The 26,098-nt window shown below is 38.9% G+C and carries 24 protein-coding genes and 2 pseudogenes; 19 read left to right on the plus strand and 7 right to left on the minus strand.

Features of this window, described 5'->3' with window-relative positions:
• On the plus strand, positions 1 to 2,938 hold a 2,938-nt coding region (locus tag ABF638_RS26135; RefSeq protein ID WP_435025817.1), incomplete at its 5' end, for a primase-like DNA-binding domain-containing protein.
• Positions 2,939 to 3,077: 139 nt separating this feature from the next.
• On the plus strand, positions 3,078 to 4,004 hold the full coding sequence (locus ABF638_RS26140; RefSeq protein ID WP_435025818.1) for a hypothetical protein: 927 nt from the start codon (positions 3,078 to 3,080) through the stop codon (positions 4,002 to 4,004).
• Positions 4,005 to 4,481: 477 nt separating this feature from the next.
• On the opposite strand, the gene ABF638_RS26145 is transcribed toward ABF638_RS26140, so the two are convergent.
• Complete coding sequence (locus ABF638_RS26145; RefSeq protein ID WP_435025819.1) at positions 4,482 to 4,676, minus strand: hypothetical protein; 195 nt, start codon at positions 4,674 to 4,676, stop codon at positions 4,482 to 4,484.
• 480 nt (positions 4,677 to 5,156) lie between these two features.
• Here ABF638_RS26145 and ABF638_RS26150 point away from each other — a divergent pair, with 480 nt between their 5' ends.
• The 7 genes and pseudogenes from ABF638_RS26150 to ABF638_RS26180 all read left to right on the plus strand — a co-directional run bounded on the left by ABF638_RS26150 (position 5,157) and on the right by ABF638_RS26180 (position 10,053).
• Positions 5,157 to 5,480, plus strand: coding sequence for a hypothetical protein (locus ABF638_RS26150; protein ID WP_435025820.1), 324 nt, complete (start codon positions 5,157 to 5,159; stop codon positions 5,478 to 5,480).
• A 71-nt stretch (positions 5,481 to 5,551) separates the two neighbouring features.
• On the plus strand, positions 5,552 to 5,869 hold the full coding sequence (locus tag ABF638_RS26155) for a hypothetical protein (protein WP_435025821.1): 318 nt from the start codon (positions 5,552 to 5,554) through the stop codon (positions 5,867 to 5,869).
• 152 nt (positions 5,870 to 6,021) lie between these two features.
• Entirely contained in the window at positions 6,022 to 6,360 is a 339-nt protein-coding gene (locus tag ABF638_RS26160; protein WP_435025822.1) for a hypothetical protein, read from the plus strand.
• Positions 6,361 to 6,562: 202 nt separating this feature from the next.
• Positions 6,563 to 6,736: pseudogene (locus ABF638_RS26165) on the plus strand (ExeA family protein); the annotation flags it as partial.
• 615 nt (positions 6,737 to 7,351) lie between these two features.
• Positions 7,352 to 7,954, plus strand: a complete 603-nt coding sequence (locus ABF638_RS26170) for a tyrosine-type recombinase/integrase (RefSeq protein ID WP_435025823.1) — start codon at positions 7,352 to 7,354, stop codon at positions 7,952 to 7,954.
• A gap of 280 nt (positions 7,955 to 8,234) precedes the next feature.
• Positions 8,235 to 9,362 carry an AAA family ATPase gene (locus ABF638_RS26175; protein WP_435025824.1) on the plus strand — a complete coding sequence of 376 codons (1,128 nt, stop codon included), beginning with the start codon at positions 8,235 to 8,237 and terminating at the stop codon, positions 9,360 to 9,362.
• 1 nt (position 9,363) lies between these two features.
• Positions 9,364 to 10,053 carry a hypothetical protein gene (locus tag ABF638_RS26180; protein WP_435025825.1) on the plus strand — a complete coding sequence of 230 codons (690 nt, stop codon included), beginning with the start codon at positions 9,364 to 9,366 and terminating at the stop codon, positions 10,051 to 10,053.
• Between the two features lie 175 nt (positions 10,054 to 10,228).
• Here ABF638_RS26180 and ABF638_RS26185 read toward each other — a convergent pair whose 3' ends face one another.
• From ABF638_RS26185 to ABF638_RS26195, 3 genes are read right to left on the minus strand one after another with little or no spacing between them, the layout of a single operon-like run.
• Positions 10,229 to 10,483, minus strand: coding sequence for a hypothetical protein (locus ABF638_RS26185; protein WP_179077089.1), 255 nt, complete (start codon positions 10,481 to 10,483; stop codon positions 10,229 to 10,231).
• A gap of 31 nt (positions 10,484 to 10,514) precedes the next feature.
• Positions 10,515 to 10,832 (minus strand): helix-turn-helix domain-containing protein, encoded by a 318-nt coding sequence (locus ABF638_RS26190; protein WP_179077090.1) that lies wholly within the window; start codon positions 10,830 to 10,832, stop codon positions 10,515 to 10,517.
• Positions 10,804 to 11,199, minus strand: a complete 396-nt coding sequence (locus ABF638_RS26195; RefSeq protein ID WP_163937725.1) for a type II toxin-antitoxin system RelE/ParE family toxin — start codon at positions 11,197 to 11,199, stop codon at positions 10,804 to 10,806. The genes ABF638_RS26190 and ABF638_RS26195 overlap by 29 nt, the downstream gene beginning before the upstream one ends.
• A gap of 154 nt (positions 11,200 to 11,353) precedes the next feature.
• On the opposite strand from ABF638_RS26195, the gene ABF638_RS26200 reads away from it, so the two are divergent.
• The 4 genes from ABF638_RS26200 to ABF638_RS26215 all read left to right on the plus strand — a co-directional run bounded on the left by ABF638_RS26200 (position 11,354) and on the right by ABF638_RS26215 (position 15,448).
• Positions 11,354 to 11,869 carry a helix-turn-helix domain-containing protein gene (locus ABF638_RS26200; RefSeq protein ID WP_435025826.1) on the plus strand — a complete coding sequence of 172 codons (516 nt, stop codon included), beginning with the start codon at positions 11,354 to 11,356 and terminating at the stop codon, positions 11,867 to 11,869.
• A 58-nt stretch (positions 11,870 to 11,927) separates the two neighbouring features.
• A complete protein-coding gene (locus ABF638_RS26205; protein ID WP_435025827.1) occupies positions 11,928 to 12,206 on the plus strand; it encodes a hypothetical protein in 279 nt (92 codons plus the stop codon).
• 1,066 nt (positions 12,207 to 13,272) lie between these two features.
• Entirely contained in the window at positions 13,273 to 14,487 is a 1,215-nt protein-coding gene (locus ABF638_RS26210; protein ID WP_435025828.1) for a radical SAM protein, read from the plus strand.
• Positions 14,488 to 14,539: 52 nt separating this feature from the next.
• Positions 14,540 to 15,448, plus strand: a complete 909-nt coding sequence (locus ABF638_RS26215; RefSeq protein WP_435025829.1) for a hypothetical protein — start codon at positions 14,540 to 14,542, stop codon at positions 15,446 to 15,448.
• 139 nt (positions 15,449 to 15,587) lie between these two features.
• On the opposite strand, the pseudogene ABF638_RS26220 reads toward ABF638_RS26215, so the two are convergent.
• Positions 15,588 to 15,866: pseudogene (locus ABF638_RS26220) on the minus strand (four helix bundle protein); the annotation flags it as partial.
• A 43-nt stretch (positions 15,867 to 15,909) separates the two neighbouring features.
• On the opposite strand from ABF638_RS26220, the gene ABF638_RS26225 reads away from it, so the two are divergent.
• From ABF638_RS26225 to ABF638_RS26235, 3 genes are all read left to right on the plus strand, one after another.
• Positions 15,910 to 17,154, plus strand: coding sequence for a cupin domain-containing protein (locus tag ABF638_RS26225; RefSeq protein WP_435025830.1), 1,245 nt, complete (start codon positions 15,910 to 15,912; stop codon positions 17,152 to 17,154).
• Between the two features lie 648 nt (positions 17,155 to 17,802).
• Positions 17,803 to 19,317 carry an efflux RND transporter periplasmic adaptor subunit gene (locus ABF638_RS26230; RefSeq protein ID WP_435025831.1) on the plus strand — a complete coding sequence of 505 codons (1,515 nt, stop codon included), beginning with the start codon at positions 17,803 to 17,805 and terminating at the stop codon, positions 19,315 to 19,317.
• Between the two features lie 68 nt (positions 19,318 to 19,385).
• On the plus strand, positions 19,386 to 20,558 hold the full coding sequence (locus ABF638_RS26235) for an ABC transporter permease (protein ID WP_435025832.1): 1,173 nt from the start codon (positions 19,386 to 19,388) through the stop codon (positions 20,556 to 20,558).
• Positions 20,559 to 21,616: 1,058 nt separating this feature from the next.
• Here the strand turns inward: ABF638_RS26235 and ABF638_RS26240 are convergent.
• Positions 21,617 to 23,272 (minus strand): relaxase/mobilization nuclease domain-containing protein, encoded by a 1,656-nt coding sequence (locus ABF638_RS26240; protein ID WP_435025833.1) that lies wholly within the window; start codon positions 23,270 to 23,272, stop codon positions 21,617 to 21,619.
• Entirely contained in the window at positions 23,250 to 23,702 is a 453-nt protein-coding gene (locus ABF638_RS26245; protein WP_435025834.1) for a plasmid mobilization protein, read from the minus strand. Before ABF638_RS26245 ends, ABF638_RS26240 begins: the two co-directional genes overlap by 23 nt.
• 499 nt (positions 23,703 to 24,201) lie before the next feature.
• Here ABF638_RS26245 and ABF638_RS26250 point away from each other — a divergent pair, with 499 nt between their 5' ends.
• The 3 genes from ABF638_RS26250 to ABF638_RS26260 form a co-directional block, all read left to right on the plus strand.
• On the plus strand, positions 24,202 to 24,744 hold the full coding sequence (locus ABF638_RS26250; RefSeq protein ID WP_435025835.1) for a hypothetical protein: 543 nt from the start codon (positions 24,202 to 24,204) through the stop codon (positions 24,742 to 24,744).
• The gene (locus tag ABF638_RS26255) at positions 24,741 to 25,562 is read left to right on the plus strand and encodes a hypothetical protein (protein ID WP_435025836.1); all 822 of its coding nucleotides are present in this window, start codon (positions 24,741 to 24,743) and stop codon (positions 25,560 to 25,562) included. The genes ABF638_RS26250 and ABF638_RS26255 overlap by 4 nt, the downstream gene beginning before the upstream one ends.
• A partial coding sequence (locus ABF638_RS26260; protein ID WP_435025837.1) for a hypothetical protein occupies positions 25,546 to 26,098 on the plus strand: 553 nt, incomplete at its 3' end. The genes ABF638_RS26255 and ABF638_RS26260, both read left to right, overlap by 17 nt.

Genomic DNA, 26,098 nt, shown 5'->3' on the forward strand with positions numbered 1-26,098 from the left:
TTACACTCCATCCCTAAACCGTTTGGCTGCGAAGCCCAAGAGAATCTTGCCCAAACCAGCACCAATTCCAGATGGTGAATTAGGTTTGGTGATGTTGACCTCTACTGTAACAGATATACCCCAACCGAAAAAATTAACGAGTAAACCACCAAAAGATGTTGAGGGCAGTGCCACCGAAACAATTTATCCTTACTCAGAATCGCAATGGATAGTTCGCTACCAGTGGCCAGATGCCAATAAGGAGAAAGGTTACAGCAAGACCTTTCGGCAATGGCATAGGCTTTCAGATGGCACACCTCAAATGAAAAAAGGCGATTTGCCTTGGGGAGCATACCGCATTGATGAAGCGATCGCTGCTGCTAAATCAGTAAATGTCACCCCAGCACTACTTCAGCATGAAGGCGAGGGATGCGTAGAAGTTGGTCGGGAGCATGGTCTTGCTGGGATTACGTTTCAAGGCAGTGGATGGGATAAAAAGACTATCACGCCTGAATATCAACGCGCAATTGAAGCAGGCATAGGATTAATCGTTTTTCTGCATGACCCCGATGACACTGGCTTAAAGAAACTCCAGACCTGCCAGGACTGTGCAGCCGAGGTTGGGATTGGATTTATTGGAATTAACCCTCACGACATCTGCCCCGATTTACCATATAAATCAAGTGACATCAAAGAAATCTTGGGGCAGATGGAAGTACCAGAGTTTATCCGCAAGCTAGAAGAGGAGATCCACGCGGCAGTAGCGCAGCGATCGCTTGAGTTGGCAGAATCTGAAACTATTGAAAAAGAAGTTACGGAAAAATCTAATTTCAGTATAGATATTGATCCAGCAGACCCGGAGGCATTCTACAAATCCGTATGCCAATCCATGAATTTACCCTATTCTAACTGCGTGACGGCGGGTACTTTTGATGGCTGGGCTTACCGAAAAATCTTTCCTCAAACTGAATGGATGGTACTGAATTCATCCTTTTACAAGTGGTCACAAGAGAATAACCAATGGCAGCACCAAGATGATAATAAAGCTTACAAGCTCCTCGCTGACGCTGGAGAATCCGCTTACAAACTCTCTTACACAAAGACATTTGGTTGGAGAATAACCAAGCCTTACGAAACTAACGCACACAAGGAATCTGCCTTTAAATATTGCCGCAGTCGCTTAGAACCAGCAGAACCACTGCCAACCAATACTCATTTATTAGGGTTTAACAATTGTGTTGTTGATTTGCGAACTGGTGAACAAATGCCTCATCGCAAAGATTTTTACCTGACTAATATCATTCCCCACGATTATGAAGCCAACAAACCATGCCCAGAAGTTTTTCTCAAATTTCTAAATGAGAGCTTTGGGTCAGAATTGGTTGAAGTGATTCGGGCGTTCACGAGTATGTTTTTAGACCCAACTGCCCCTTATGGTCGGTTTCCCCACTTAATTGGCTTAAGTGGTGGGGGCAAGGGGACATTGGGAAGGTTTTGGAGTAGTTTATTTGGCGAGTCCGGCTCTAGTAGCGCCACACATTTTGCGGATATTTCTACACCTGAAGGACGGCATCAATATTTAAGTGGAAAGCGGATATTTGGATTCCCTGACGTAGGAGGTTATGCCGAAGGAGTCCGAGCTTTTTACGAATTAGTTGACAATGGGCCAATGAGCGGACGCGCTTTATTCAATCCAGTAGCTTATTCAATCCAGTGGTACATTCGGTTTTGGATTGCCTCTGTAAGTCATCTACAAATCGAAAATGCTGGCGACGGCTGGATGCGTCGAGCTTACCCAATCCCAGTAAAAAACCGAGATATAACCCCTGACCCAGACTTGTGGCTGAAGCTACAAGAGGTGAAGTCGGACATAATTTCTTGGGCTTTAGCGATGCCACGAGCAGAACGCGATCGCATTTTGTTATCGCCACCAAGTTCGGATCGGGCAAAGAATCTGGCGCTAGAGGCATCTTTGTACGGGGACTCGACCAAATCCTTTGTGGACTTGTGCTTACGCCCCTCAACGACCGAAACATTTATCCCACAAAGTCGTTTACACAGTTGGTATGTACTTTACTGCCGGGAACATGGTTATGCACCTTTGGGGATGTCCAAATTTATTAGCCATTTAAAAACAGTCTTGCCCCACAACTTCAAGGAACGTAGCTGGACACCCACGGTCAACGGAAAGCGTGAAAGAATTCAGTCCCACTTTGCATTCATTGAACCACTGGCTGGGGTATTTGAGATGAAAGTACCGGAGGGGCCACCGGATAGCTCACAATCCAGGGCGGAATTTTGGTATTGCTTTAAAGATAAATGCCTTGAGGGGGGAATAGAAGAATTTGAGGAGTTTTTTCACCCCACCAAAACGCCAGAACCCTTACACAGCTTACCTGTCCACCCTGTCCACCCACCAAATACCCCTGGACTTGACCCTGGACAGGCTGAAAGCCTTACACAGCAGGGCTGTCCACCCTGTCCAATTGTCCTCCCCCAAGAATTAGCATTGCAAAAAAAAGATGAGTTAAATTCTGATTGTGGAGTTAATCAATTTGTCAATTTAACTGATAACCCTTCAGTCCCCAAAGACTTTGTGGACAACTTGGACAGCCTTGCTGTGACTGGGTTTGAGCCTGTCCAACAAGTAAGTCTTGCCGAAAACTCTTTGGACAGCCTGGACACCCCTGCTGTAGCTGGGTTTTCTCCTCAACAAGATGGTGAATTGATAAATACCACCCAAAACGAATTATCTCGCCCGTCAGTGAAAGTTGGGGATAAAGTTGAGTTTTTCAACGACAGTGTTCACAAGTGGCAAGTCGGAATCATTAAGAGCGTTCAACTAATGTCTTCATATTTTTGTAGCGCAACAATTGAGTATCGAGGCTTTAAAGGTCAATTATGTCAATTAGAAATCTTCAGGAGTGATTGGATAAAATTTCTGCATCATTTGCGTTAAATCAGTTAACAGTTATTGTCACCGATGTAAAACCCGATTAGGGAATTTGGCAGCATCGACAATGCCGCCAGTCATGTAGACACTTGATAGACAATTAAGATTGAATTAGACCGCGATTTCTCTCCTATTAACAATAATCATGGCATCTGCTGAATTTACCTCGCTTGAGTCAACCCAAGCAGTACCGACAGTTGAAAACCCTACGTATGGAGAGCAAGTAAATGTTGATACGTCAACATCAATAGAAATTGAATCGCCAGCAGCAATATTTCAAGCTGTTGGGGTAATTACTGGGGATATCAACTTCAGTTCAGATGGACAAAGCACTGTTACTATCGGTAGCTATGAATACCCACTTTACTACTCGAAGCGACAATGGGATGTATTAAACGCTCTCAAGAAGGAAATAGAAAATACTGGCAACCATAATCAGCGTTTGGTTGTTTATCCAAAGGCAATTCACTTTCCACGCAGAGAGCAACCGCATCGCATCGCTTTTCAGTTAGTGGGCTTTGATAGAGGGCGAAAACTAGATGCCGTTTCAGGAGAGTTAGAAGACCTGGAGTTTAAATTATCGGGATTATGGCAGTTCATTCCTGTCTGCTCAACTCCCTGTATCTCGGTGTTCCGAAATTTCTCTGATGAAAGACTCGAATTTATTAAGCAGTCCGAACCTGCCCGAAAGGTGAAATTCATGAAGGCAAGTCATATACCCTTGCTATGGAAGGATGCACCCGTCCGACCCTTCAGATTTAATCCCAAGGTGGCTAAAGAAGAACAAGGACGCGCAGTTTTTGTCACAATCAAGGCGAAATTTCTGCCGGGGCGTGATGTCTTCGGTTTTGTTGCACTGACTGCGCTACCACAAGAAGCTGCACCGAGATTTCTCAAAGCGTCTAAGGAGGATAAAGCCACAGTGCAGTCAGCAGCTAAGAAAGCGCAAAGAGCAGCACCACCACCTGCACCAAAGAAAGGTAAGTCAAAAGCGACTAGTCTGGATAATACCTCTGTGCCGCGTACCAAACCATTACCAAAACCAAAACCAAAGTTAAAAACGGGTGAGTAAAAACCGCTTTTTTGTTTTATCAGTCAACGCCATCATGGGGTTATATCTGTTGTGTGGCCCCCTGAATAAATAAGTATTTGCAATAGTCGAGTCAGCCCTGACTGGCGCTCACGAGAGATTAAGGTTTTGGGGCGGTTAGGCGGTCAAATTGACAAAAGCTAGTGGGGATGTCCGGACTGTTTGTGTTGAGTTTTTGGCGGTTGGGTTTTGGGGTTTATCTGCGTATGTTGAGTGTGGGGTTTTTTCGTCGTGTAGGCGATGTCAAATTTACCCCCTTTTTATAGGGGAACTCAATGTGCAAGACCCTTATGGTTGAGCCATTGTTCAACGTCCCGTCCCCCCCCCTTTTGCCAAAATCGAGTAGACGGGACGTGTTTCCGTGCAGAAAATTATTGAGAATAGAGTCAATAAAACAACCTTTCAGTCACAAAGACCAAAGGGTTAATTTATACGTGAATTGGATTAAGTATAGTCTGGTTAAGTTGCTAAATCTTTAATAAGTATAAATACTCTTGTTGTATCTACACCACTTACACCGCTTATAACTTCTTTGAATGTTACTTCGTATGTTTTGCCAGTAAGGTCACTTTTCACTAATTCATAAGACAGAATTTTTCTAAAACCTGATTCTGTTTCACTTAAAATATTGCGGATTTTATCTTCAATAACCATATTAGTTACCTCATTCTAAAACCAGAAAGTTTATAATTAAAAGGCTTAACTAAGTCTCAAGTTAATGCTATCTCTCACGCCAAAATAACCTCCAATCTTCCGATAGATAAATACAAATAAATGTATCTATAAAAAGTTAGAAAGGGATAGGGGTAAAAAGTAGACTTTAAGTCCACAGGAGTAAACTATCTCAAAAATGATATTGGGGAATTAAAATTTTGCACGCTAAAACCAAGCTTTGACGCTTTTTCATCGGATAGATAGATGAATAAAAAATAAAAATGTAGTAGTATCTCTTATTTCTTAACTTTTAATAAAAATAATATTAAGACAAATTGATATTTAGGATACTAGTTTTTGGAACAATTTTATTCCTTTAGAATTTCTCTTTTATATCTATAGAGGTAAAAGTTATTAACTACTATTTTCTATTATTTATTGATTAAATAACCAAAACTTGATTTTGATGGTGAGGTTTTTATGTCACATAAAATAGCTTTTGCTACACTTTTGCATGAAGTAAAAAATGAGGATTTATTTTCGGAGATTACTCTTGAAGAAACAGCAACCATAATAGGAGGAGGTTGGACTCAACCTGCCTTTCTAGAAGGAAGAGGGACTCGTAATTGTGGTGCAGCGCGTGCTCAGCAAGATGCCCAAAATAATTGCCAAGCATTAGCAAATGTTACTAATCAAAAATTAGTTAAGGCAGAAGTGTATAACTATGACCCAAGTTATTCTTCTGATATTATTAAGGGAGATAAGTGTGTTTATCGAGCAACCTATCGATGTTTACTTGAATAATTAGTGCAACAGAAGTGCGATCACACTTCTCTATTTCGTGCATAAAGGGGTGAAATGAGGAGTGGAAGCGGTTGCCGTCGGCAACCGCCTCTTACCCCGACCGCGCTGAACAAATAATCTTAGGATTAGCAGAACGTCAAGCTAATGCACAATTAGAGCAAGATCAACTAAGGCAAGAGATGAGAGAGCTTACGGCTAGAGTCAACAACCTTACAGATAATGTTGACCGTGTTTTAGCTCGTAGTGCGATTTTAGATGATGTGTTACTTGAGTTACGTGATAGCCACGAACAACATCAGCGTAATTTTGAAGAACACCAGCGCACCACTAACGCCGCACTACAAAGCCTTGAGTCTATATTGTTACAGTTGATTAGAAATAATTCTTGAGATGTGATAGAAGAAATATAATTTCTTCTACCATTGGAAATAAATTTAACTATCAGAAAAATAATAGCAATCTAACTAAAGACTAGTTAAAAGAAACTTTTTATTTTATATAAAAATGGTTAATTAGCTTCTGTCAAACCAATCCCATATTTATGAAAAACACAACCACTTTTTTAGATAGTTACAATAATGACTTGTTCTTTGAATTAAGCGATTACGAAGCATCGATCAACTCTGGCGGCATTTTATTTACTAATGCTTCAAAACAACCAATAACGTTTGTTGGTTTAGATGGAAACCTAGCAAAGCCAAAATCGTATTTACTAGCAAATAAAGGAAGTACAACAAATGTCACCGAGCCATACATTGTCTACGACAGTGACACATCAAAAAGTTTTATACCTATCACTTCCGAACGGCTAGATAGTACTCAGGATTACACTTTTAGCGTTAATAAAAATTACGTAAGCCTTTCTTCGGAAGATGCCTAATGAAAATTCATCAACCCTTTTAAAGTGCAACCTGTGTTTTAATGAGTGGTGTAAATCTATGTTTACACCACTGACCGACTCAGCAGATGTTAATCGTAGCTGGAGATTTTTATGGGGTTCAAATCCCCAAATCGGGGGGTTGGCTGGGGCAAGGATTTTTATATTGCCGCTTCCAACTATCTTTTTATCCCACGGTGACGCCCAAATTGATGATTTGGAACCGACTCTCACTCGGCATGGCTATAACGTGAGGGACTTGGCTGAACAGTTCAATGCCAAACCGGCTGAAATTAAGTTGTTATTTCGTGGTCAACTTGACCCAACGCGGGCGCGTGAGTTGCAAGAGCAAATGTTGGCGGCGGGGCTGCCACTTTAAGCGGATTGAAACACAATAAAAATTGAAGTCTTTATAGTTGCAATTAATCCTGGCTCAAATCGATGATTGCAGGTTGGTAATAGAATTAATTTGCTTTTTTAACATCTTTAATTCATCAGAGTTCAAATAATATAACTTTGACAATATATCAGTTAGATTTTCGCTAATATACATAATATTTTTAGTTACTTTTATAACTAAAGTTAGTGAATGAAAACAAAATATTAGTCCATTACTATTTTAATCTGTCAAGCCAGGATTTTCTAAACGTGATAGCACTTCTGTCATAGGTATGTCGTCTAACTCCACTTTTCCGACATCCTCCTAATTAAAAAAGCATCTAAGATGCTTTATAAAGGGCTATAGATGCTTTTGATCCTCGCTTTACACAAGGAATTTTTTTGATTATTTGACCAACAACCGCGATCGCAACGAGAAAATCGCAGGCATCGTAGACTGACTATTTGGCATTGAGCCAAGATGGACGTATTTATCAATTGATAGTAATTCGCAATAACTTCTTAGTGGCTTGTCTCTCAACGAGAGAATGGGGCTTGTGGCGTAGTAGACTGTCCATAATAAGACGCGTACACCGGACACTACCAGCAAGAGTAAATGAGGCCACCGCCCCCAGTTCGTCTACCTAACAAGCATTACAGGTCTAGAGAATACCTTACACCAAGTGAGGTGCGAAGTCTTCTTGATGCTGCACTAGAACGCAAAGCTCGTTATGCTCACCGTGATTATACACTGATGTTGCTCATGTTTCGCCACGGTCTGAGGGTGGGGGAAGCTGTAGGGTCTAAATGCGGTTTGCGCTGGGATGCACTGATGTGGGCCGAACGTCAGATTTTCATCACCAGGGAAAAGGGCAGCGATTCTGGGGTGCATCCCTTGAGAGATGATGAACTGGAATTGCTCAAACAACTCAGAGAGATGTTGCCCGATAGCAAATACATCTTCGTTTCCGAGCGTGGTGAGGTGATGTCTACTGATGCGGTGCGAAAGCTGCTTGGGCGATTGGCAGCGCAGGCGGGACTTGATATCAAAGTTCACTGTCACATGATGCGCCACGCCTGCGGTTACTATCTGGTGAATCAGGGGTATAACACCAGAGAAATTCAAGACTTCCTGGGACACCGTGATATCAAGCACACTGAAAAATATACCAAGCTGAATGCTCGACGCTTCCTGAATTTTGATTGGGGTGATTTGTGACATCTTGGGGTAAGCTCACCGAAGCTGACATTTTCTGCCACACAACGATTAAAAGCATTGTGGTGCAGGAGGTTCGGGGTGTAAGCGTGTCAGGCATTGAATATCAAATCAAAAAATCAAAAATAGCACTTAAATAATTGGCTGGGTATTTATGTATTTAAATTAACTTAATATCACAGTATAAACTCTGAACCAGTTGTGTTAATAATTAGCTAAAGTTCGTATTACGAACACTAATATTAAAATTAATAATTTAAGAAATAGGGGAACAATTGTAAATATGAAAATAAATCAAATAACTTATTATGATTTTCAAAGAAAGTGGAACTTTGAGACAATAGATTTTTCTAATTTAACTCTTTTAGTAGGGATATCTGGTGTTGGAAAAACACAAATTTTAAAATCGATTGTTAATATACAAAGTATAGCCCAAGGAAAATCATTGAATGGAGTTAAATGGGATATTCATTTTACAACTGAAAATGGTTTAGAATATCATTGGAATGGAGAATTTGAGAGTAAAACAAATGGATCTTTAATTGTAGATGATAATGAGAATGAAAAATCAGAATTTAAAATTAATAATGAATCTCTATCCATAAACGGTAAAAATATTATTGAGAGAGATAATAATCAAATTATATTTAACAATCAAGTATTACCAAAGCTATCTCCTTTTCAAAGTGCGATAGCCATCTTAAGTGAAGAAGAAGATATTTCCCCAGTATATAAAGGTTTTAATAAAATAATTTATAATGATCAATCGAATAGTATTAATGAGATTCATATTATTAGATATGCACCTTTAGCAAAAAAATATTCATCTTCGTCTTTAGATTCTCTTAAGGAAAGTGACTTACCAACTCAAATTAAACTAGCGTTAGTTTCTAACTATTTTCCCGAAATATTCAATCAAATCAAAGAACATTTTGTAGATATATTTCTTCAGGTTGAAGATATAAAATTAGCTCCAAATGAATATGCAGAATTACCTATAGTATTAGCAGAGTATCCTTTCGTTCAACTAAAAGAAAAGGGGGTGAATAATTGGATTAGTCAAAACCGAATTTCTTCCGGGATGTTTAGGACATTAATGCATATTAGCGAACTTTATTTATCTGCTGAAGGAACAGTAATTCTGATTGATGAATTTGAAAATAGTCTAGGTGTTAATTGTATTGATGTTTTAACTGACTTACTTTTGATAAATAAAAAAATGCAGTTTATAATCACCAGTCATCATCCCTATATTATCAATAGAATTGGGATAGACAATTGGAAGATTGTGACGCGTCGAGGAGGCGTAGTTAAAGCCAAAGATTCTCAGTATTTTAATCTGGGAAAATCTAAGCATGAAGCCTTCATGCAATTGATCAATCTTGACGCTTATAAAGAGGGTGTTGAATAGAATGAATATCTACTTTCTTGTGGAAGGAAAAAGTACGGAGAGAAAAGTCTATCCGGCTTGGCTTGCTTATCTTTTACCAGAACTAAAACGAGTTGATGATTACTGTGAAGTTGTTAAAAACAACTATTATCTTTTCAGTGCGGACGGTTATCCTTCGATAATTCATCATCATCTTCCAAATGCTATCATAGATATACAAGAAAATGGTAATTATAACTATTTAGTAGTTTGTTTAGATGCCGATGAAGTTTCGTATGATTATAGAAAACAGGAAGTAATTGATTATTTAAAATTTCAAAATATTCATTTAGGAAACATACAGCTAATTGTAATTATCCAAAATCGCTGTTTTGAAACTTGGTTTTTAGGTAATAGAAAAATTTACTCAAGACAGCCACAAAGTACTCCCTTATTAGATTATATTCATTATTATGATATTTCTGCTAATTGCCCGGAATTAATGGGTAAATATTATAACTTTAATACTCATGCTCAATTTCATGAAAATTATTTAAAAGAGTTATTTAAAGCAAAAAAAATTATCTATTCTAAAAATAAACCAGGTGAGGTTGTAAAGCAGTATTATTTAGAACAATTATTATTAAGAATCCAAGATAAAAAGAATGATTTGCTTAGTTTCCAAGATTTTATAAACTTTTGTATTTTAATTAAATCTAAGTTGTTAATTTAGCTTTAGTACATTATTCCTCTGTCGCTTGTCTACTTCGATGTCGGTAAATGTGTAGTTTGGCGACATCGAGGCAAACCAGCTTGTTGCAAAGCATTCAGCCTCAGATTAACCCTATCTTGAGCGCTATCACTCAACCCTGCATCACACCAAAATCGATATGATACGGGTCATGAATTTAAGGATTAGTTTTTTCATCCGGTTTATACTGAGAACGGTGTTTTGCAATCAAGATTCTTATTTCGTTCCTAACTTCACGCCACAATGAAAAATTGGCATGGATTTGCTCCTGAAAGTCATCCCCAATAAGATAAACCTGACCTTCACTATCAAATGCAATTCTCAAGTCATCTGTTTTTACAAACGGCTTGAGTTCCTTTGTTAGGTTGACAAATGTGCTAAAAACTTGTGCGACATTAGCAGAGTTAGACATGATAATAGAAGAAAATAACAAGCCAAAAATTTTAATACAGCACACTGTTTAACCCACGATTTTTGACCAAGTGCAGTAGCTTAAGAGATGCTCCACTAGGCCGCTTTTGTCCTATTTCCCATTTTTGAACTGTTGAAGTACTTATATTCAAAATACGTGCAAAAACAGCTTGACTAACTTGAGATGATTCCCGTATTTCTTTAATTTGTAATGGTTCTAGAGGCTCAATAGGAGGTAGGCATAGGTGTTCAAATTCGCGCAATGTAGTTTGATTCATTAGCCCAGCTTTGTGTAGGTCTTCTGCTGTCTCATGAACTGCTTCAAGAATTGCTGATTTCTTCTGACGCATTACAAATCACCTCTATTAACGCATTACTATTTTTTGCTTGCTCAAGTTCATCATGTGTATAAGCAAGTAATTGCTTGGATAACATTTTAAGAGCTTCTTCTTCATCTTTGTCAATGTTACTGCGTTCGTTTTTTGAAAAGCCAAAAATAAAAAACCAACGATCTTCATTATTAGTAGCTACTAGTGTCCGAAATCCACCACTCTTACCCTTCCCTGGTTTTGCTATGCGTTTTTTAAACAGTCCACCTCCCAGGTCAGCATCATAAAGCCCTGCTGCCATTTCGTTTACAGCGTTACAGAGACTAAGATTGTTTAACCCTTCCTTTCGTGCCCAACGGTCAAAAGTACGGTTTTTGTAAATTTTCATTTTATAGTCTCTTGGGTTAAAGTATAGCACCTAGTCCTATATTTTAGGTGAGATATAGCGTAGGCACAGCTGAGGAATAATGGTTTTCTCAATCTCGCCAAAACTCGCCAATCACTGATAGGATTTTGGCGAGTTACGATATTTGGCGAGATTTATGAACAAGCAGGAAGCAGCAGATTATTTAGGTGTCAGCGTTCGCGCCCTTGAGCGTTACGTCCAGCAAGGGCGAATTAGTGTTAAGTACGAGAAAGGTAAAACTCGCCCAACTGCCAACTTTGACCCAACTGAACTAGAAGCTTTTAAAGCAGAACTAGATCAACCAACTATAAAACCTGCCTTTGAATCTCGCCAAATAGCGACAGAGCAACAGCCACAGACAGGTAAATTAGTGCATTCTTCTGGCGAGATTGCGGAGTTTGGCGAGATTGGGGTAATTGATAAGTTATCCTCAATCATTGAAGGGCTGCTGGGCAGAGGCGACAATCAGCCAGTAGTGCCGATCGCTGATAAGCTACTACTGACTATTGCAGAGGCACAAGCGCTAACTGGGTTGTCAAGGGAATTTCTGCGAGATGCAATTACGGCAGGTGAGTTAAAAGCCAAAGTGATTGGCAAGGGGTGGCGAGTTAAACGCAGTGACCTACAAGAGTACGTTGATAAGCTATTCTGATTCTCGCCAAACTGCGACAGGGTAAATCTCGCCAGTAGCACTTAGCATATTACGGTATTTGAAACAGTGGCGATATTTGACGCGATTGCATAGGAGTGCAGTCTTGAAAGCGATCGCCCGTCACCTCCGCCCGGCCGAGCCACTACAGCACCTTAAAGAGCTTCAGCTTGCGGCTACCGAGGGCTGGCTTCTCTCTTCATCTGAAGTCGAGGGGTTGATTGGGTATAAGCCGAGGGTCAAGAAGGGCGAACAGCAGTTTACTCGTGGCTCGTTCAGTTTTGTCAGGTCAGGTTCGATTGGGAACCAGTCAGCTTGGAAGGTAGTAAGAGTCAATTAAGTGAAGAGAAAGTTTATTCCTAGTTACTTCATTTAAAAATCGTCTAAGTACCAACTCAAATGTGTCAAGCCTAATTGAGATGCTCTTACCTTGGGTGTATACCTTTATACGTTCTTATTTTTTCTTCTTACTCCCATTTATATAGCAGATATATTTTTAAGTCTTTCTCAAGAATGATGTAGTAATTAATAGATATTTAGAAGATGACAAGAAAGACAGCACAAATATATAGCAATCCTATTTGAATTACAAACAAGAGTAGGCATGAATGAGGCTTTAAAACAAAAGATTGTGTTCGTAACTCATTTAGGACTGCTATGGCGCTTTTCCATTACTCTGAGTCAATAAAAATCGAAACCAGCTTTTTTACGCAGACAGTAGTAATTAAGTTTGGAGCTTTATTTTCTAACATCATGGCTAGAATTGCCAATTCTACCATTTCTCTTATGGTACGAGGTTAAAGTAAAGCTTTTCTAAAGAAGCTTCAAAACCTTAAACCCAATTCTAATAAGGAACATAGCTTATAAGTCTGTTGTATCGATTATTAGATTCCATAAAGGGAGCGATAAAGAAGAATTGCCTTTTTCGCTTAGTAGTATCACAAGTATTTAGCTAAATTTGCAAGGAGCCCTTTGTATGAATTTTTTTCCCAATCAATTATCAATTCGTCTGTCTCTATTATTAATCGCCGTAGTATCCATTTTACTTGACAATCCAGCCAGCGCGGGAAAATCCAGCCTTACTGTTCCTTCTCAAGAGGCTATCAACTCTGTACCTTCTATTAAATTTTCCCCGATTTTAGCTGAAAAACTAGAATCACTAATTCCCCAAGAAAAAAATTTGATAGCAAGTACAACTCAATTTTATCTAAGGCCAGATCCTCAGTTTATACAGGGCGAGTATATACAGGGCGGAAAGCGTAGACCATATCCAAGAAGACCATATCCAAGAAGACCATATCCAATACCATATCCAGGAAGACCATATCCAATACCATATCCAGGAAGACCATATCCAGGACCTAACTTTCCCCGTTAAGTCGTAAAAGGTCGAATTTAAAAAAAAAATGAGTGAAAGTAAAAATATGGAAACCAATATTAGGAAAGTTCAATTTGTTATTAAATCTTCTAAATTTTGTAACCTGCGATGTCGTTATTGCTATGAATTTTTAGAACTTGGTAACAAGGCAGCGATTACGCTAGAGCAATTAGAGCAAATGTACAAGCATATTGCTAGCTATTATCTAAAATTGGCTCATCCCGTAGAAATTGAGTTTGTTTGGCATGGCGGAGAACCTCTCTTACAACCACCAGACTATTACTGGCAAACCTTCGAACAGCAGCAACAAGTTTTTGCTGAACTTAGAGGCAATGTTACAAATACCGTACAAACCAATCTAACTATACTTAACAAAGAATCTATTCAATTATTAAAAAATGGCTTTGATAGTGTAGGTATTTCTATAGATTTATTTGGAGGTCTACGCGTTAATAAAGCTAATATTGATTCACAAAAAAAAGTATTAGCTAATATGAATCGTTTAGAAAAAGAAAATATTTCTTTTTCATGTATTACTGTTTTAACTAAATTGAATTTACCTTATGTTCAGGAAATTTATAAATTTTATGAAAGCAGAAATATTTCTTTTCGGATTTTACCCTTATTTAATGGTGCATTCGATGGACAACATACAGGATTTGAAATTGATGACAACGATGTATTAAAAGCTTTTTGTACTCTAGTTGACTTGTGGATGGAGAGCGATCAATTAGTTGTAGTTAGCCCAATTGTCGAGTATATTGCACAGATTCTTCATTACTATACTCCCAATTGTGAACCTTATTTTTATAATAAACTGGAATGGGAATCAATCTATTTAGTAAATGTCAATGGCGATGTTTACAGTTATGCAGATGCTTACAATCCTAATTTTTGTCACGGTAATTTATTTACCACATCTATGGAAGAGATAGTTTTAGGAATTGGTCATCAAAAAGCAATAGCAGCAGCAGAAAAACGTATTATATCTACTTGTACATCATGTCGATATTTTGGTAGTTGTACTGGCTACCCAGTTGCGGAATTAAGTATTTCCTACAACCAGATTGATAAACAAGGTAAAATTTATTGTGTTAGAGAAAAAGAAGTTTTACAGCACATCGAGATACGTTTAATACAAGCTGGAATTATCGATCCAATCAACGGTAGTCTTAAAAACATTGAACTTGGATCTTTGTCTAAATCTCTAGCTGCTATACCTGCACTAGCTTCTCCTGTATGAGCCAAATATAATTTTTTTTAAACTTGAACTAAACAACTGTTAGAGGAATTGAATGTTAATCAAGAAAACTTTAGAGTTCCAAAAGGGAATTCAACTTTTTTTTCAGACAAATATTGACTTTCAAAAACCTAGAATTTTCTTGAGTTCAGGCACGTCAAAAAAAATTGAACAAACATTGACTCAGATTAAATATTGCAAAGGTGCTTTCGTGCCTCAAGAATCATGGAGAGAACCAAATACTGAAGAAAAAAGTCTTTTGGGTATCAATAAACAATTAACAAATATTAGCAGGCAGGATTTACATCCATTTATAGGGTTAATTCGTATCCCTGATAAGGTTTTAGCACCACTAGAAGCAATACTGGAAAATGTTAGGAAGAGTCCTGTAATCGCACTGGAAGCATGGCAAGCTGTTGTTACACATCCAGAAGTTGAAAATGTTATTGCAGAAGTTAGCAACTATCTGACGCCCTATTGTCTATCCAGAGAAAGATTTAAAGTATTAGGTCTGCATATTAAGCCACCTGGATTGAAAACAGTGACAGTCAATTGCGCCAACAATCAATCCGAAAATATTTATATTGGTATGCACTTAGATAGTTGGGATAGATATCCTCTTAGACGTAGACATAAATCGAGAAATCGCGTATGTATTAATTTGGGTTGTGAAGATCGCTTCTTTTTGTTTATCAATTTAACTTTAATGGATATGTTCTACGCTTTAGGTTTGTTAGCTCCTAAGGACATTTATAAGCATTATCGGGGAACTGAGCTAGGGAACGAGTTTATGAAACAATATCCTTCATACCCGGTAGTTAAGCTTACAGTAAGACCAAACGAGGCATACATTGCCCCTACCGATAATTTAATTCATGATGCTTCTACAAGTGGTAAAAAGTATGCAGATATTACCTTAACTTTTCTTGGTGACTTTGGCATTCCACTGTATACAGAAGGCTGAATGCGAACATGATGAATGAATAGGGCGAGGAAATTTCTCTACTTACTTTATTGAGAGGAATAAACAGTTGATAAGAGCAGAGTATCCGATTGCGTTCTAATTCAATGGCTACGGTGATCGCTTGATGGCTTTACCAAAGTTAGTGTCGCCTTAACCAAGGTGATGGATTATTGATTATGCTGACAAGCCCAGCTAAAACCTGATTATAAGTTCCATAAATTTCTTGACCTGTTTCAACATTAAGATAACTACATTTGACTGCAAATTTAATCCAGGTTTGAGTTTCAGCAGCCTCAGCTTCACAGTCGTTAAGTTTGGTTACAAATGCGGCTTCATATCGACGTTTACGCCAAGCTTCAGTCAAGTTTGCACAAACAGAACGCGATGAGCGACGAATCTGGTCAGTCAACAAGTATCGGCATCAACATAAACCTTATTCATAAATAATTAAGTATTGCTATATGTTTACAAACTACTTTAGTTTGGAGCAATTACTCCAACCATTTTCTCAGCAAATATTTCTCAAGGAGTATTGGGAAGAGAAACCACTTTTTATTGCTCGAAGATTACCCAATTATTATTCTGCTTTATTTTCTCTAAAAGATATTGAATCAGTTGTATGTTTTACAAGTGCTAACGATTTTTATGGAGAAGATATAATATTAGCAAATTGTAAATCTGATCAACCATATCAATCTACTAACTTTAATGAAACAAACCTTAATCAACTTTACATTTTCTACTCTCAAGGAAACACGATTATTTTAAATGCTCTGCAAAGACGCTGGAAACCAATAGCAGAACTTTGTACAACCTTACAAAGCTTCTTCTCCTGCAAAGTGCAAGCCAATATGTATTTAACCCCTAAAAATGCTCAAGGACTCAAACCACATTTTGATACTCATGATGTATTTATTCTCCAAGTAGAAGGCTGTAAACACTGGCATATTTATGGCTCTCCAATAAGTTTACCACTACCTAATATTCAAATGCAGAAGGAATGGCAAGAAGATGAAATTGGGCAACCATTGCATAAAATTTATCTTCATGCTGGGGACTTTTTGTACATCCCACGTGGCTATATTCATAAGGCATTAACTTCCGAAAGTTCGTCTTTACATCTGACTATAGGCATTCATCCTTTTAGCTGGAGTAATCTTATTGCTCAAGTGCTAGAATCAGTTACTCAAAAAGATGTACGCTTTCGGAAATCGTTACCAATTGGCTTTGCTTACAACAAGAATGAACTATTTTTAGAAAAACAGCTTGCAGAAATGCTACAGCTATTTGTAAAGAAAGCTTATGCTTCTGATGGAATTGAAAAACTTGCAGAAACATTATTTCAACAATATCCCCCTATCTCACATGGTCATTTTACTCAACTTGATAGTATTAGCGAAATTACTTTAGATACTGTGTTGCGTAAAAGACAAGATATAGTTTGTAAAATTGTTAATCATTTTGATCGGGTTAGTATCCTTTTTCCAGGAAACCAAGTGCATGGACCTAAATACATAGAATCAACACTAAGGTTTATTGCCAATTCTCAAGAATCATTTTCTGTTAAATCAATTCCTAGCAATTTAAATGATGATTCTAAATTATTGTTAGTACGTAGTTTAGTCGAAGAAGGACTATTAACAATTGTATTTAAAGCAGAAGATAAAAGCAAACCTGTATTAAAGCAAGAAATAGATAATAGATAACATTACATGGATAATCCTCTATTTCTACTTCTTGACTGCTGAAGTACATGTTCTATATATTCAAGCAATACCTGCTGGGCTTTTTGCCAAGTCTCAATATCTGACAGCCTAAGTTCACCTAATACATATTTTCTAACTTTACATAATTAATAGTTCTATCTTTGTTCTAACAACGCTCACCACTAGAAGCGATCGCACCGTATTATCGCTCCTAACTATATAACGAATAATTACAAAAATCCGCAGATGTAGCAAGTATATATTGTATAAATTTGGTTTTGAAGAGATCAACGTCAAATATAGATTGAAATCAATGAATTTAAAAATTTATGATGCGTTTATTGATGATAATTAGTGAAAGTAAGAAATAAAAGTAAGAAAATTGACCTTCCGGGTCAAAAACAGTAGGTTGATGGCTCAAGACGAGCCTCCCATTCTGGCTCAAGGGTAGCTTTTACTACCACTGACCGCATCTTAGTTCTAAAGGCTGGTCGTTTAATTGAACATGGGACTCACCAAGAACTTTTACGCGAAGGCGAGTATGCCACGCTTTGGAACATGCAGGCAAAAAATTACAGCTTTTAAACTGGTAAAGTTGTCCTTTTTCTTAAACTGTTGTAAAACTTTGCAACTATAAAAGGATTTGAAGTGTTGGTTACAGAGCAGCAAGGTAAAAGTAAAAATAAATTCAAAACTGGAACTCGATGGTTAGCCTGGTCGGGTATTTTAACTTTGCTCAGCTTTAGTGGTTGGTTATTTTACATATCAAATTCCAATAAATATACTGATGCACCTGTAATGCCTATTATTACTGTTGATAGAGGCAATGTTGAAATCACAATTAATGAAAGTGGCATTGTAGAGATGGGGAATCAACAAAGCCTAAAATCTCCAGGAGAAGTTGCAGTAGAGCGTGTACTGGTAAAAGTTAGCGATCGCGTTACCTCTGGTCAGCAGTTGCTAATTCTTCGCAATCCACAGGAACAAACTAGCCTTACTGAGCAGGATTTGCTAATTCATCAACAAGAACTTACCCTAGTACGCAATCAGCAGAAAGTTGGCGAAGCAAAAGAAAAGCTAACTACTGCTTACAACCAAGCTCAAGAGCGGAATAAACAACAACAATTGGAGATTCAAAAACAGAGACTTAGCCTAGTACGTAGCCGCCAAAAAATTATTGAAGCAAAAGAAAGGCTTGCTGCCAACCAAGAGAAAGTTCAAAATTATAAATTTTTAGCAGCAGAAGGTGTTATCTCTCGCAATACTCTCCAACAAGAGCAAACAGCACTTAATGAGGCTCAGGCTAATTTGAGGGATGCAGAGTTACAAACCAGCACTCAAATGACTGAACTTCAGCGTCTAACTCTAGAGCAACAACGCTCTTTGGAACAGCAAAATAACATTTTAACAGCTAGGTCACAATTGCGAGAAGCTCAGTCAGAAGTCAATACCTCAAATCAACAACTCCAACGCTTGCAAGTAGAGCGACAAAGGCTCAAAAAGCAACAGCAATATAATATAGTGAATGCACCTATCACAGGAAAAATTCTTGACATTCAAGTCAAAGATGGGGATGGCATCAAGTTTGGTGATGTTTTACTTACACTAGGCGATACCACAAAAGAAGAGGTAAAACTTCAACTGGGGACACTTGAAGCTGCTAAAGTTCGAGTTAACCAACTGGCTCGCATCAAAGTTATTGGTCCAAATGCAAAAACATTCCTTGGAAAAGTGCGGAGTGTCTATCCTCAAGCGATTACTGCTTCTGAGGTATCAACACCTAGTCAATCACCTCAAGCTAGAGTACCTGTAACTGTGCAGCTAAATAAACCAACCCACACCTTAATTCCCGGTAGCCAAGTCAGTGTGGAACTCGTTGTACAGCAACGTCAGAATGTAGTGACTTTAAAGTTAGAAGCAATTCAACGTTCTGAAGCCCAACCCTATGTTTGGATACAGGACACTCAAGGCAAAGCTTACAAACAGACTGTGACATTAGGAGTAGAGGGGGCAACTACTGTTGAGGTCAAATCTGGCTTAAAAGCAGGTGACAAAGTTATACTGCCTCCACCGGAAATTGAACTGAAACCAGGAATGCCAGTAATAGAAGGTTCATCAAATGACCAGTCTACCAGTCCTGCTGCTTCACTCAACCCCAAGTAGCTTACTTTTCCTTTTCTAGCGTCTGTTGCCTTTGTACTCCTAACTCCATTTTTCTCCTGCTACCCAATATGAGCCTTTCTCTCCAAGACCTTGTTACTCTTACTACTAAATCATTACTCAGTAATCGATTGCGTTCTGCTTTAACTACTCTTGGCGTGTTTATGGGTGTAGCAGCAGTGAATGCAACTCTTCAGGTAAGTAGTATTAGTCGTGCTGTAATTACTAAACAGTTGGCAAAGCGAGAAGCACCGCAAGCCTCTGTTTATATCTTAGAAGCAAAAGGTAGGCAACCAAAGTTGGAGGATATGGAATTCCTACGAAAACGGATAAAAAATATTCAGGTAATTAGTGCTTACAATTTTGTAAATTCTGATCAAGCCGTCTTTCAGGGTCGGACAAGCAAGGCTTTGATACTAGCTGTTTCTCAAAATTACTTGCTCACTTCTGGTAGAAAAGTGTTGAAGGGTCGTTTTTTTAATACTGCTGATTTTGTTAACTATCGACCAGTAGCAGTGATTGATAAATTTTTGGAAGATAAAATTTTATCTGGTAAAGATCCTATTGGTCAACTCCTATTTACTTCCGGGAAATTATTTCTGATTGTCGGAGTTATTGAAACTAAATTGGACATTGGAGAACAACCCCAAGGTAGTTTACTGATGCCTATTTCAACTTACAGTGCTATAACAGGTAGTCAAAGCATTGATGCAATTTCAATGCGTCCCTATAAGCTCAAAAATCTGAAGAAGCTGGAAGGGCAAGCAACGCAGTTATTAAAACAACGGCTTATAGGCTCAGATATTTATGTATCAAATAATGTAGAGGATATTATTCAACAGCAAGAAACTTTAGAACTCGCTACGCGAGGACTGATTGCTGTAGGAATGATTTCGCTACTTATTGCTGGTGTTGGTATTGCCAATATCACGATAGCTGCTGTGATTGAGCGTACTGCGGAGATCGGTTTGAGACGAGCTATTGGTGCAACTAAGCTGGATATCTTACAGCAGTTCATTTTGGAAGCAGTAATTTTAAGCTTAGTGGGAGGAATAGCTGCAATCATCTCGGTGCATGGATTGACCCTAGTAATTGCTGGCACATTTAGCTTGCCATATCGATTTGAGAGCCAAACAGCCATGTTGTCTTTGGGTTCAGCTTTGCTGGTAGGCGTGGGTGCTTGTTTTTTCCCTGCTATACGTGCTAGCCAACTCGATCCGGTTAAAGCTTTGCGTGAATCATGATTCTCGCACCAGATAGCGGCTATCAAATTGTCATTTCTTTAGGTAAAGTTCCGACTCTTTAACAAAATTCGGTACTTTTTGGGAAGTCAATAAACTAAACAGTCTAGTTTGCCCCTGGTCGCAGCGACCTTCACACTAACCCAATTTGTGAAAAATCTGGGTTCAGGTTTAAAACTCAACCCCTCCAATTTTCGCAATAAATTTTATTGTTTACATCGGTACCACAAATTCGAGTCTGAGTTCTACATCTACAAGGACGAGTACCAAAAATTCCTGCACTACATCTATCACAATGGAAACGTTCCTGAACTTGAAAGTTTCCAACACCCCCAGCTAAAAATTGTTGTTCCTTTGTAGACAGTTCAGTCAGTAGTTCAGACTGGATTAATTGAGTCAACATAATCACCTACCTACTCAAAAGTCTCGTTTACTCGCCTTTAAGCAGTTCTAAAGCAACGTTACAATTTCTCTTCTCACTCTTCTGTTCTTGCATTTCCTCTAGTTGAAATACAGTAAAATGATTATTAGCTAATCATTTTACTGTAAACATCATTTGTTTCAAATCCATGAATCAAAAGGTGTAAGATAAGTTCTACCTTTTGATTTTCACAAGAAATAATTTCTTACAAAGAATAGTTATTTAGGATACAAACACAGAGGAAATAGTGAAATACCGCTTTTATAGAGGGTTAACTCTCAAGAAACACATTGCGTCAGGTCAGAAATAGAGGTAAGTTCTAAACCAAAAGCCTGAGCTTTCTTCTTAAGGTTATTAACTACCCGCTCTCGATACCGTTACTCATAAGCATCAATGTGATGGTCAATAAATTGATCGTCAGAATTCCAAAGGCGATAAAAAATACGTGCTAATTTATGGGCAGATGCGAAGTAGATTTTCACTCAAACGCATACCTCTTATGGCATAAATAGCAATGATGTTTCTAACCCTCTTTCAAGAATATTTTCTGACCTCAAGTTATGGCTAGAAAGGAAGCTAGCTTTAAACATTACTATAAATTTCCCCTTTGCGTCCTTGCGCTCCTACCCTCCATCTGACTTTATAGGGATAATCCTCTATCTCTAGTTCTTGATTGCTGGAGTTCATGTTCTATATATTCAAGCAATATCTCATTTGCTTTTTCCCAAATCTCAATATCTGACTGCTTAACTTCACCTATGTTCACTACGGAATACTCAATCTCACCTTGAGAGTTACGGTTGACTTTGACACGAAAAACCTCACCTCGTTCATCATGAGTAAAAACTAATTCTCTACCTTGTTTTGACACAGTAGAGTGTTTAAATTTTAGGCTATTTCTAGCAGTACCTTTGAGTAAGTGATTGATTAGCTCAACACATACAGGAACAGCTATAGATAGTAACTCTTGCCTTAATTGCTGTTGTTCTGCCCGTTGTGCTTCAGTTGATGGTTGCCTTTGTGGTACTTGAGATTTAGCAATTAATACTAATGCCCTTGCTTCTTCTTCATTCCAATCAGCAGGGCTAGCTTGGAGTATTTCTTCAACTTCTGGGTTGGTTTTTCCATCTTGTAGCCCCTTAAAAGCCACTTTTTTATCTCGGTCTGTGACTAATTCATTCTCTAGCTCAAGGCTGTAATACCTGTATAGTTCTAATGATTGAGCCTGTGTTAGTAAGGGTTTAACTTCAGCTATAGTTTCGGGTTTTTGGGGTATTTTTTGAAAATTACCTGTATTTATATTAGATGAATTTTGTTCTACTATTTGTGGATTCACTGGCGGAATTATGGCTGATTCTATAAACTGAGTTAGCCGTTTAATTTCTGCATCATCTTGTTGGGCTTCATAACTTATGCCCAATTCGCTCTGAAGTTTGCTAAATGAGCATTTGTATTTGTTGAGATTACCTCCCTGTTTCCAGAGTAACCGAGGTGAAGCATCTTCATTAACTGAACTTATATCAATGCCAAACTTAATTCCTCTGACTCCCCCATTGCTGTAATAACTAACGATAGCTTTAACCTGATGTTCTGACCATAATCGCTCGATAAACTCTGGCATTGTAGGTTTATCTACTGCCAATTGCTCAATCGCCTGCCTCATTATTTCTTCGCCTGGAAGCCCATCTCGTTCAACTCGTTCTCGTTGATTACGAGTCATGGCTTTACGTTTACTCTCCCAACTACTCTGTACTGGCGTGAGGTTAAATTCTCGTTCTAACAGTCGCGCTGAGTGTTCCGAATGGACGTAATTATTCCAAGTGCGTATGGATTTACCATCTAGGTTATTTACCCTGGATGCCACGATATGAGTGTGGTCGTGTTCTTTGTCTGAGTGCCGCGCTATAAAGAAGTCATAAGCGGGTAATTCTGATTCTATAAATTCATCAACTAGCTGGTTCAGTTTGGTGTCAACTATCCTTTTATCTGGCTGTTTGACTTGGGATTCATCACCTTGAAGCCGCGACAACACAATGACCGATGCCAAGTGACGTTGAGACAGATTAGCTAATTCATCATCAGTTAGACTCCCATCAGCTTTAGGAATACTCAGCATTAAGTGATAGCACGGGTCTTTAAGCTGGGGGTTAAGGTGGGCTGATAGGGTAAACTGCTCAACCAGTTCATTGGTACTTTTACCGTACATATTCCCGCCAATAATTTTGGCTTTCTCTTTATCAAGTACATATTTAGTAGTGCCACGAAATGATTTGTTAGCCTTGACTTTGGTAATCATTGCCCTGCCCTTCTACTGATACTTGAATGAGTGATTGGCGAGTCTGCTCTAAAAGTGCTGTCAGTTCTTCAAGAGTTTTCAGATATGATTTCACCTCGTTAGTCAACGGTTGGCTACCAATTTTCACAGCTTCGTTAATAGCTCTGGTCTGCTGATTCAGGTTGTTACCAATCTTCTTTAACTCGTAGATAGCCTGTCGGTTCACTTCGGGAATGACTAATTTAGGATGTGGTAGAGGGTAATCAAATAATCTCGCTCTTATATAGTCACTTTGCACCACTCCACTACACCGTTGCTCTAACCTAGCTTTCTCGGCATAGCTAGCCCTAAACGTGATGGTTAATTCTCGCTTTTCATCTGGTGCTACTGACCGATTGGTTAATGTGTCAGCTAGTTGATTACTGAGATTGGTACGCGGGTCTGGCTGCATAAATAGTTAAGCGTTTATTTATCTGCTTCTTCATTTTTAACCGGGTTATTCGCTGTAGCTGCGCTGGCACGCAGTGCCGCGCAGGTAGGCGAATAACCCGGAACCTTTTTTCACTTATTAACCCCTTGATAAGAACGGGTTTTCGGGGGTTTGGGGGATACCCCCAACAAGCAACCACGACGCTTTACCCGGAGGGTAAAGTAGCACGTAGTGCGTTACGGCGTATTGCTTGCCTATGCCCGACGGGCTAGGGTAAACCAGAACCAGGGGGCACAACCGGAGACTGGGGGAGTATGAGACTTTGGCGATCCACGAGTGGCTGTTTGGAATTACCTCGGTGTAACCGAGGGCATGGTCTATTGGGCAATGCTGGCCATACTAGTGATACGAAGGATATTGATTCATGTGTAACTGCTTTTTTAGACTAGTCTACCTCACGAGGATACAAACCTTTTTCTGTTGATATTCGTCACATCACGACAAGAAACTTAAACTTTTTTTGACCACGAATTTTTTACAATGGAATAATTTATTACTAGTGCTGAATATGTCGCGCAAACCGAAAGCTGTCCCTTTATCAAAAATCGAAGATATTCAAACCAGTCTTAAACAGAAAGCCGCGACACCTAAAACTATCAGCCTGTCAGATTTAGTTCTTAGTTTGGCTAAACCTATTCAAGATATGTTAGACGCTGGCTACTCTTATGACGATGTTTCTGATGTGTTTAAGGGTCATGGGGTAGAACTAGCGGCCAGTGGTCTGAAGAGTTTTCATAAAAAAGCAACAACAACAAATGAGAATAGTTCGAGTAATTCATCATCAGATAAAGCGGTTGATGAATCAGTTAATTCTGACTCCGAGCCAGAATTAACTGATTCATCAACCTCAAATAATGACTCGGTTTTACCAGTAGAACCGGATAGTTCACTGATTGAGAGTAGTGAACCATCCGGCTCATCATCAACTAAAACTAGTAAACGAAATAAAACAACACCTAAGACTTCTGCCCAATTTAATATCACTGATAGGAGTGAATTATGAAACGTATCGTGATGATACTGGGGGGCAAGGGCGGTACAGGTAAGACTGCCTTTACTCGCTTACTGCTGGATGTAATGCACAATAAAGGAATTAATTATCTAGCTTATGACGCAGATACAGAGAATCCAGAACTGTACGAGTACTATCAAAATTTTGGCTCAGGGGTAAGACTCTTGAACTTCCTGGAAGTGGCAGAGGCGAAACGCTTCTTTACGGAAATCAAAGCCGAATCACCCGACTCAATAATAGTAGATATGCCGGGGGCATCAAGCAATAAAACTAGGGAAATTATCAGTAAGTTTGGGCTATTTAAGATTGCAGGTGATCTGGGTTATAGAGTAACGCTGGTGACTGTACTTAACCTTGGGTATTCAGTCATCACTAGCTTAAAAACTATGGCTGACTTCTGCGGCGCTCAAGCAGATTATGTGATAGTGAAAAATCTCTGCTGGGATAAAGGTTCAGGTTTTCAGCGTTGGGAGAATAGCAAAACATCGGCAGCGATATCTGAATTGAAAGGCATAGAAATAGAAATGCCAGAGCTAGACTACTCGACCTTTGACACGTTGACAGAAAAAGGTCTGCCTTACTCGGCTGCGACTGAAGAGAATGGTTTTCCTTTTGGAGATTACCTACTGGTCAGTGGGTTTTTAGATCAGGCCAAACCAGAGCTAGAAAAAGCTGGAGCTTATCTAGGGTTACAACAACAAGAAGTTCTGGTTGCTGCTGAGTCGAACACCTCAACTTCAAAACAGCCAAAAGTTACTGCGTCTACTTCTCGTCGGGGTCAAAAGAAAACTAATGAGCAACAACAATAATGGCAACGGCAATCACAGCAATCCTCATTCTGAAACTGCCAATTCCGTAGAGAGCAGTGAACAGGGGGAAGTCAAGATAGCACTAGGCAGATTATATAGAGAGTTTGAAAATTTTAAGCAGTCACAAAAAACTGAACGTGAAAGAGATAGGGCGGAGTTACAAGCATGGGCGCAAACGAATTTAATTCAGAATCAACTCCTCAGCAAAGCGATGGTAACTATCGAGATGCTGACGGGCGAACTGAAGAATCAGAATCTCTCCTCGAACGAGTACGAGAAGAGCAACGAGAATTTGAGACAAGAATTAACTCCCTTACTGACGCAGTTAAAGAATACGCCCAAGTCATCAGCGACATTAGAGAGCTTAGAGTTCAAAGGGCTAAAGAGCGAGATAACAGAATTAAAGCAGAACTGGAATCAACTGTTGAATCACACGCAGAAGTTGACTATGGTTATTCAGGAGTTGAAGAACAGCCCTCCCCCCAAACCCATCACCATAGAGAAAGAGGTTTATCGCGCTGAACCCATAGGTAAAT

It is taken from the genome of Nostoc sp. CALU 1950, assembly GCF_051172895.1.
GTDB lineage: Bacteria > Cyanobacteriota > Cyanobacteriia > Cyanobacteriales > Nostocaceae > Nostoc > Nostoc edaphicum_A.

Excerpts from the sequence above, each read along its gene's own strand:
- ABF638_RS26215 (WP_435025829.1), top strand. The coding sequence starts at position 14,540 with ATGTTAATCAAGAAAACTTTAGAGTTCCAAAAGGGAATTCAACTTTTT.
- ABF638_RS26235 (WP_435025832.1), top strand. The coding sequence starts at position 19,386 with ATGAGCCTTTCTCTCCAAGACCTTGTTACTCTTACTACTAAATCATTA.
- ABF638_RS26160 (WP_435025822.1), top strand. The coding sequence starts at position 6,022 with ATGAAAAACACAACCACTTTTTTAGATAGTTACAATAATGACTTGTTC.
- ABF638_RS26225 (WP_435025830.1), top strand. The coding sequence starts at position 15,910 with ATGTTTACAAACTACTTTAGTTTGGAGCAATTACTCCAACCATTTTCT.
- ABF638_RS26180 (WP_435025825.1), top strand. The coding sequence starts at position 9,364 with ATGAATATCTACTTTCTTGTGGAAGGAAAAAGTACGGAGAGAAAAGTC.
- ABF638_RS26140 (WP_435025818.1), top strand. The coding sequence starts at position 3,078 with ATGGCATCTGCTGAATTTACCTCGCTTGAGTCAACCCAAGCAGTACCG.
- ABF638_RS26255 (WP_435025836.1), top strand. The coding sequence starts at position 24,741 with ATGAAACGTATCGTGATGATACTGGGGGGCAAGGGCGGTACAGGTAAG.
- ABF638_RS26150 (WP_435025820.1), top strand. The coding sequence starts at position 5,157 with ATGTCACATAAAATAGCTTTTGCTACACTTTTGCATGAAGTAAAAAAT.
- ABF638_RS26170 (WP_435025823.1), top strand. The coding sequence starts at position 7,352 with ATGAGGCCACCGCCCCCAGTTCGTCTACCTAACAAGCATTACAGGTCT.
- ABF638_RS26185 (WP_179077089.1), bottom strand. The coding sequence starts at position 10,483 with ATGTCTAACTCTGCTAATGTCGCACAAGTTTTTAGCACATTTGTCAAC.
- ABF638_RS26200 (WP_435025826.1), top strand. The coding sequence starts at position 11,354 with ATGAACAAGCAGGAAGCAGCAGATTATTTAGGTGTCAGCGTTCGCGCC.
- ABF638_RS26195 (WP_163937725.1), bottom strand. The coding sequence starts at position 11,199 with ATGAAAATTTACAAAAACCGTACTTTTGACCGTTGGGCACGAAAGGAA.
- ABF638_RS26145 (WP_435025819.1), bottom strand. The coding sequence starts at position 4,676 with ATGGTTATTGAAGATAAAATCCGCAATATTTTAAGTGAAACAGAATCA.
- ABF638_RS26240 (WP_435025833.1), bottom strand. The coding sequence starts at position 23,272 with ATGATTACCAAAGTCAAGGCTAACAAATCATTTCGTGGCACTACTAAA.
- ABF638_RS26190 (WP_179077090.1), bottom strand. The coding sequence starts at position 10,832 with ATGCGTCAGAAGAAATCAGCAATTCTTGAAGCAGTTCATGAGACAGCA.
- ABF638_RS26175 (WP_435025824.1), top strand. The coding sequence starts at position 8,235 with ATGAAAATAAATCAAATAACTTATTATGATTTTCAAAGAAAGTGGAAC.
- ABF638_RS26245 (WP_435025834.1), bottom strand. The coding sequence starts at position 23,702 with ATGCAGCCAGACCCGCGTACCAATCTCAGTAATCAACTAGCTGACACA.
- ABF638_RS26210 (WP_435025828.1), top strand. The coding sequence starts at position 13,273 with ATGAGTGAAAGTAAAAATATGGAAACCAATATTAGGAAAGTTCAATTT.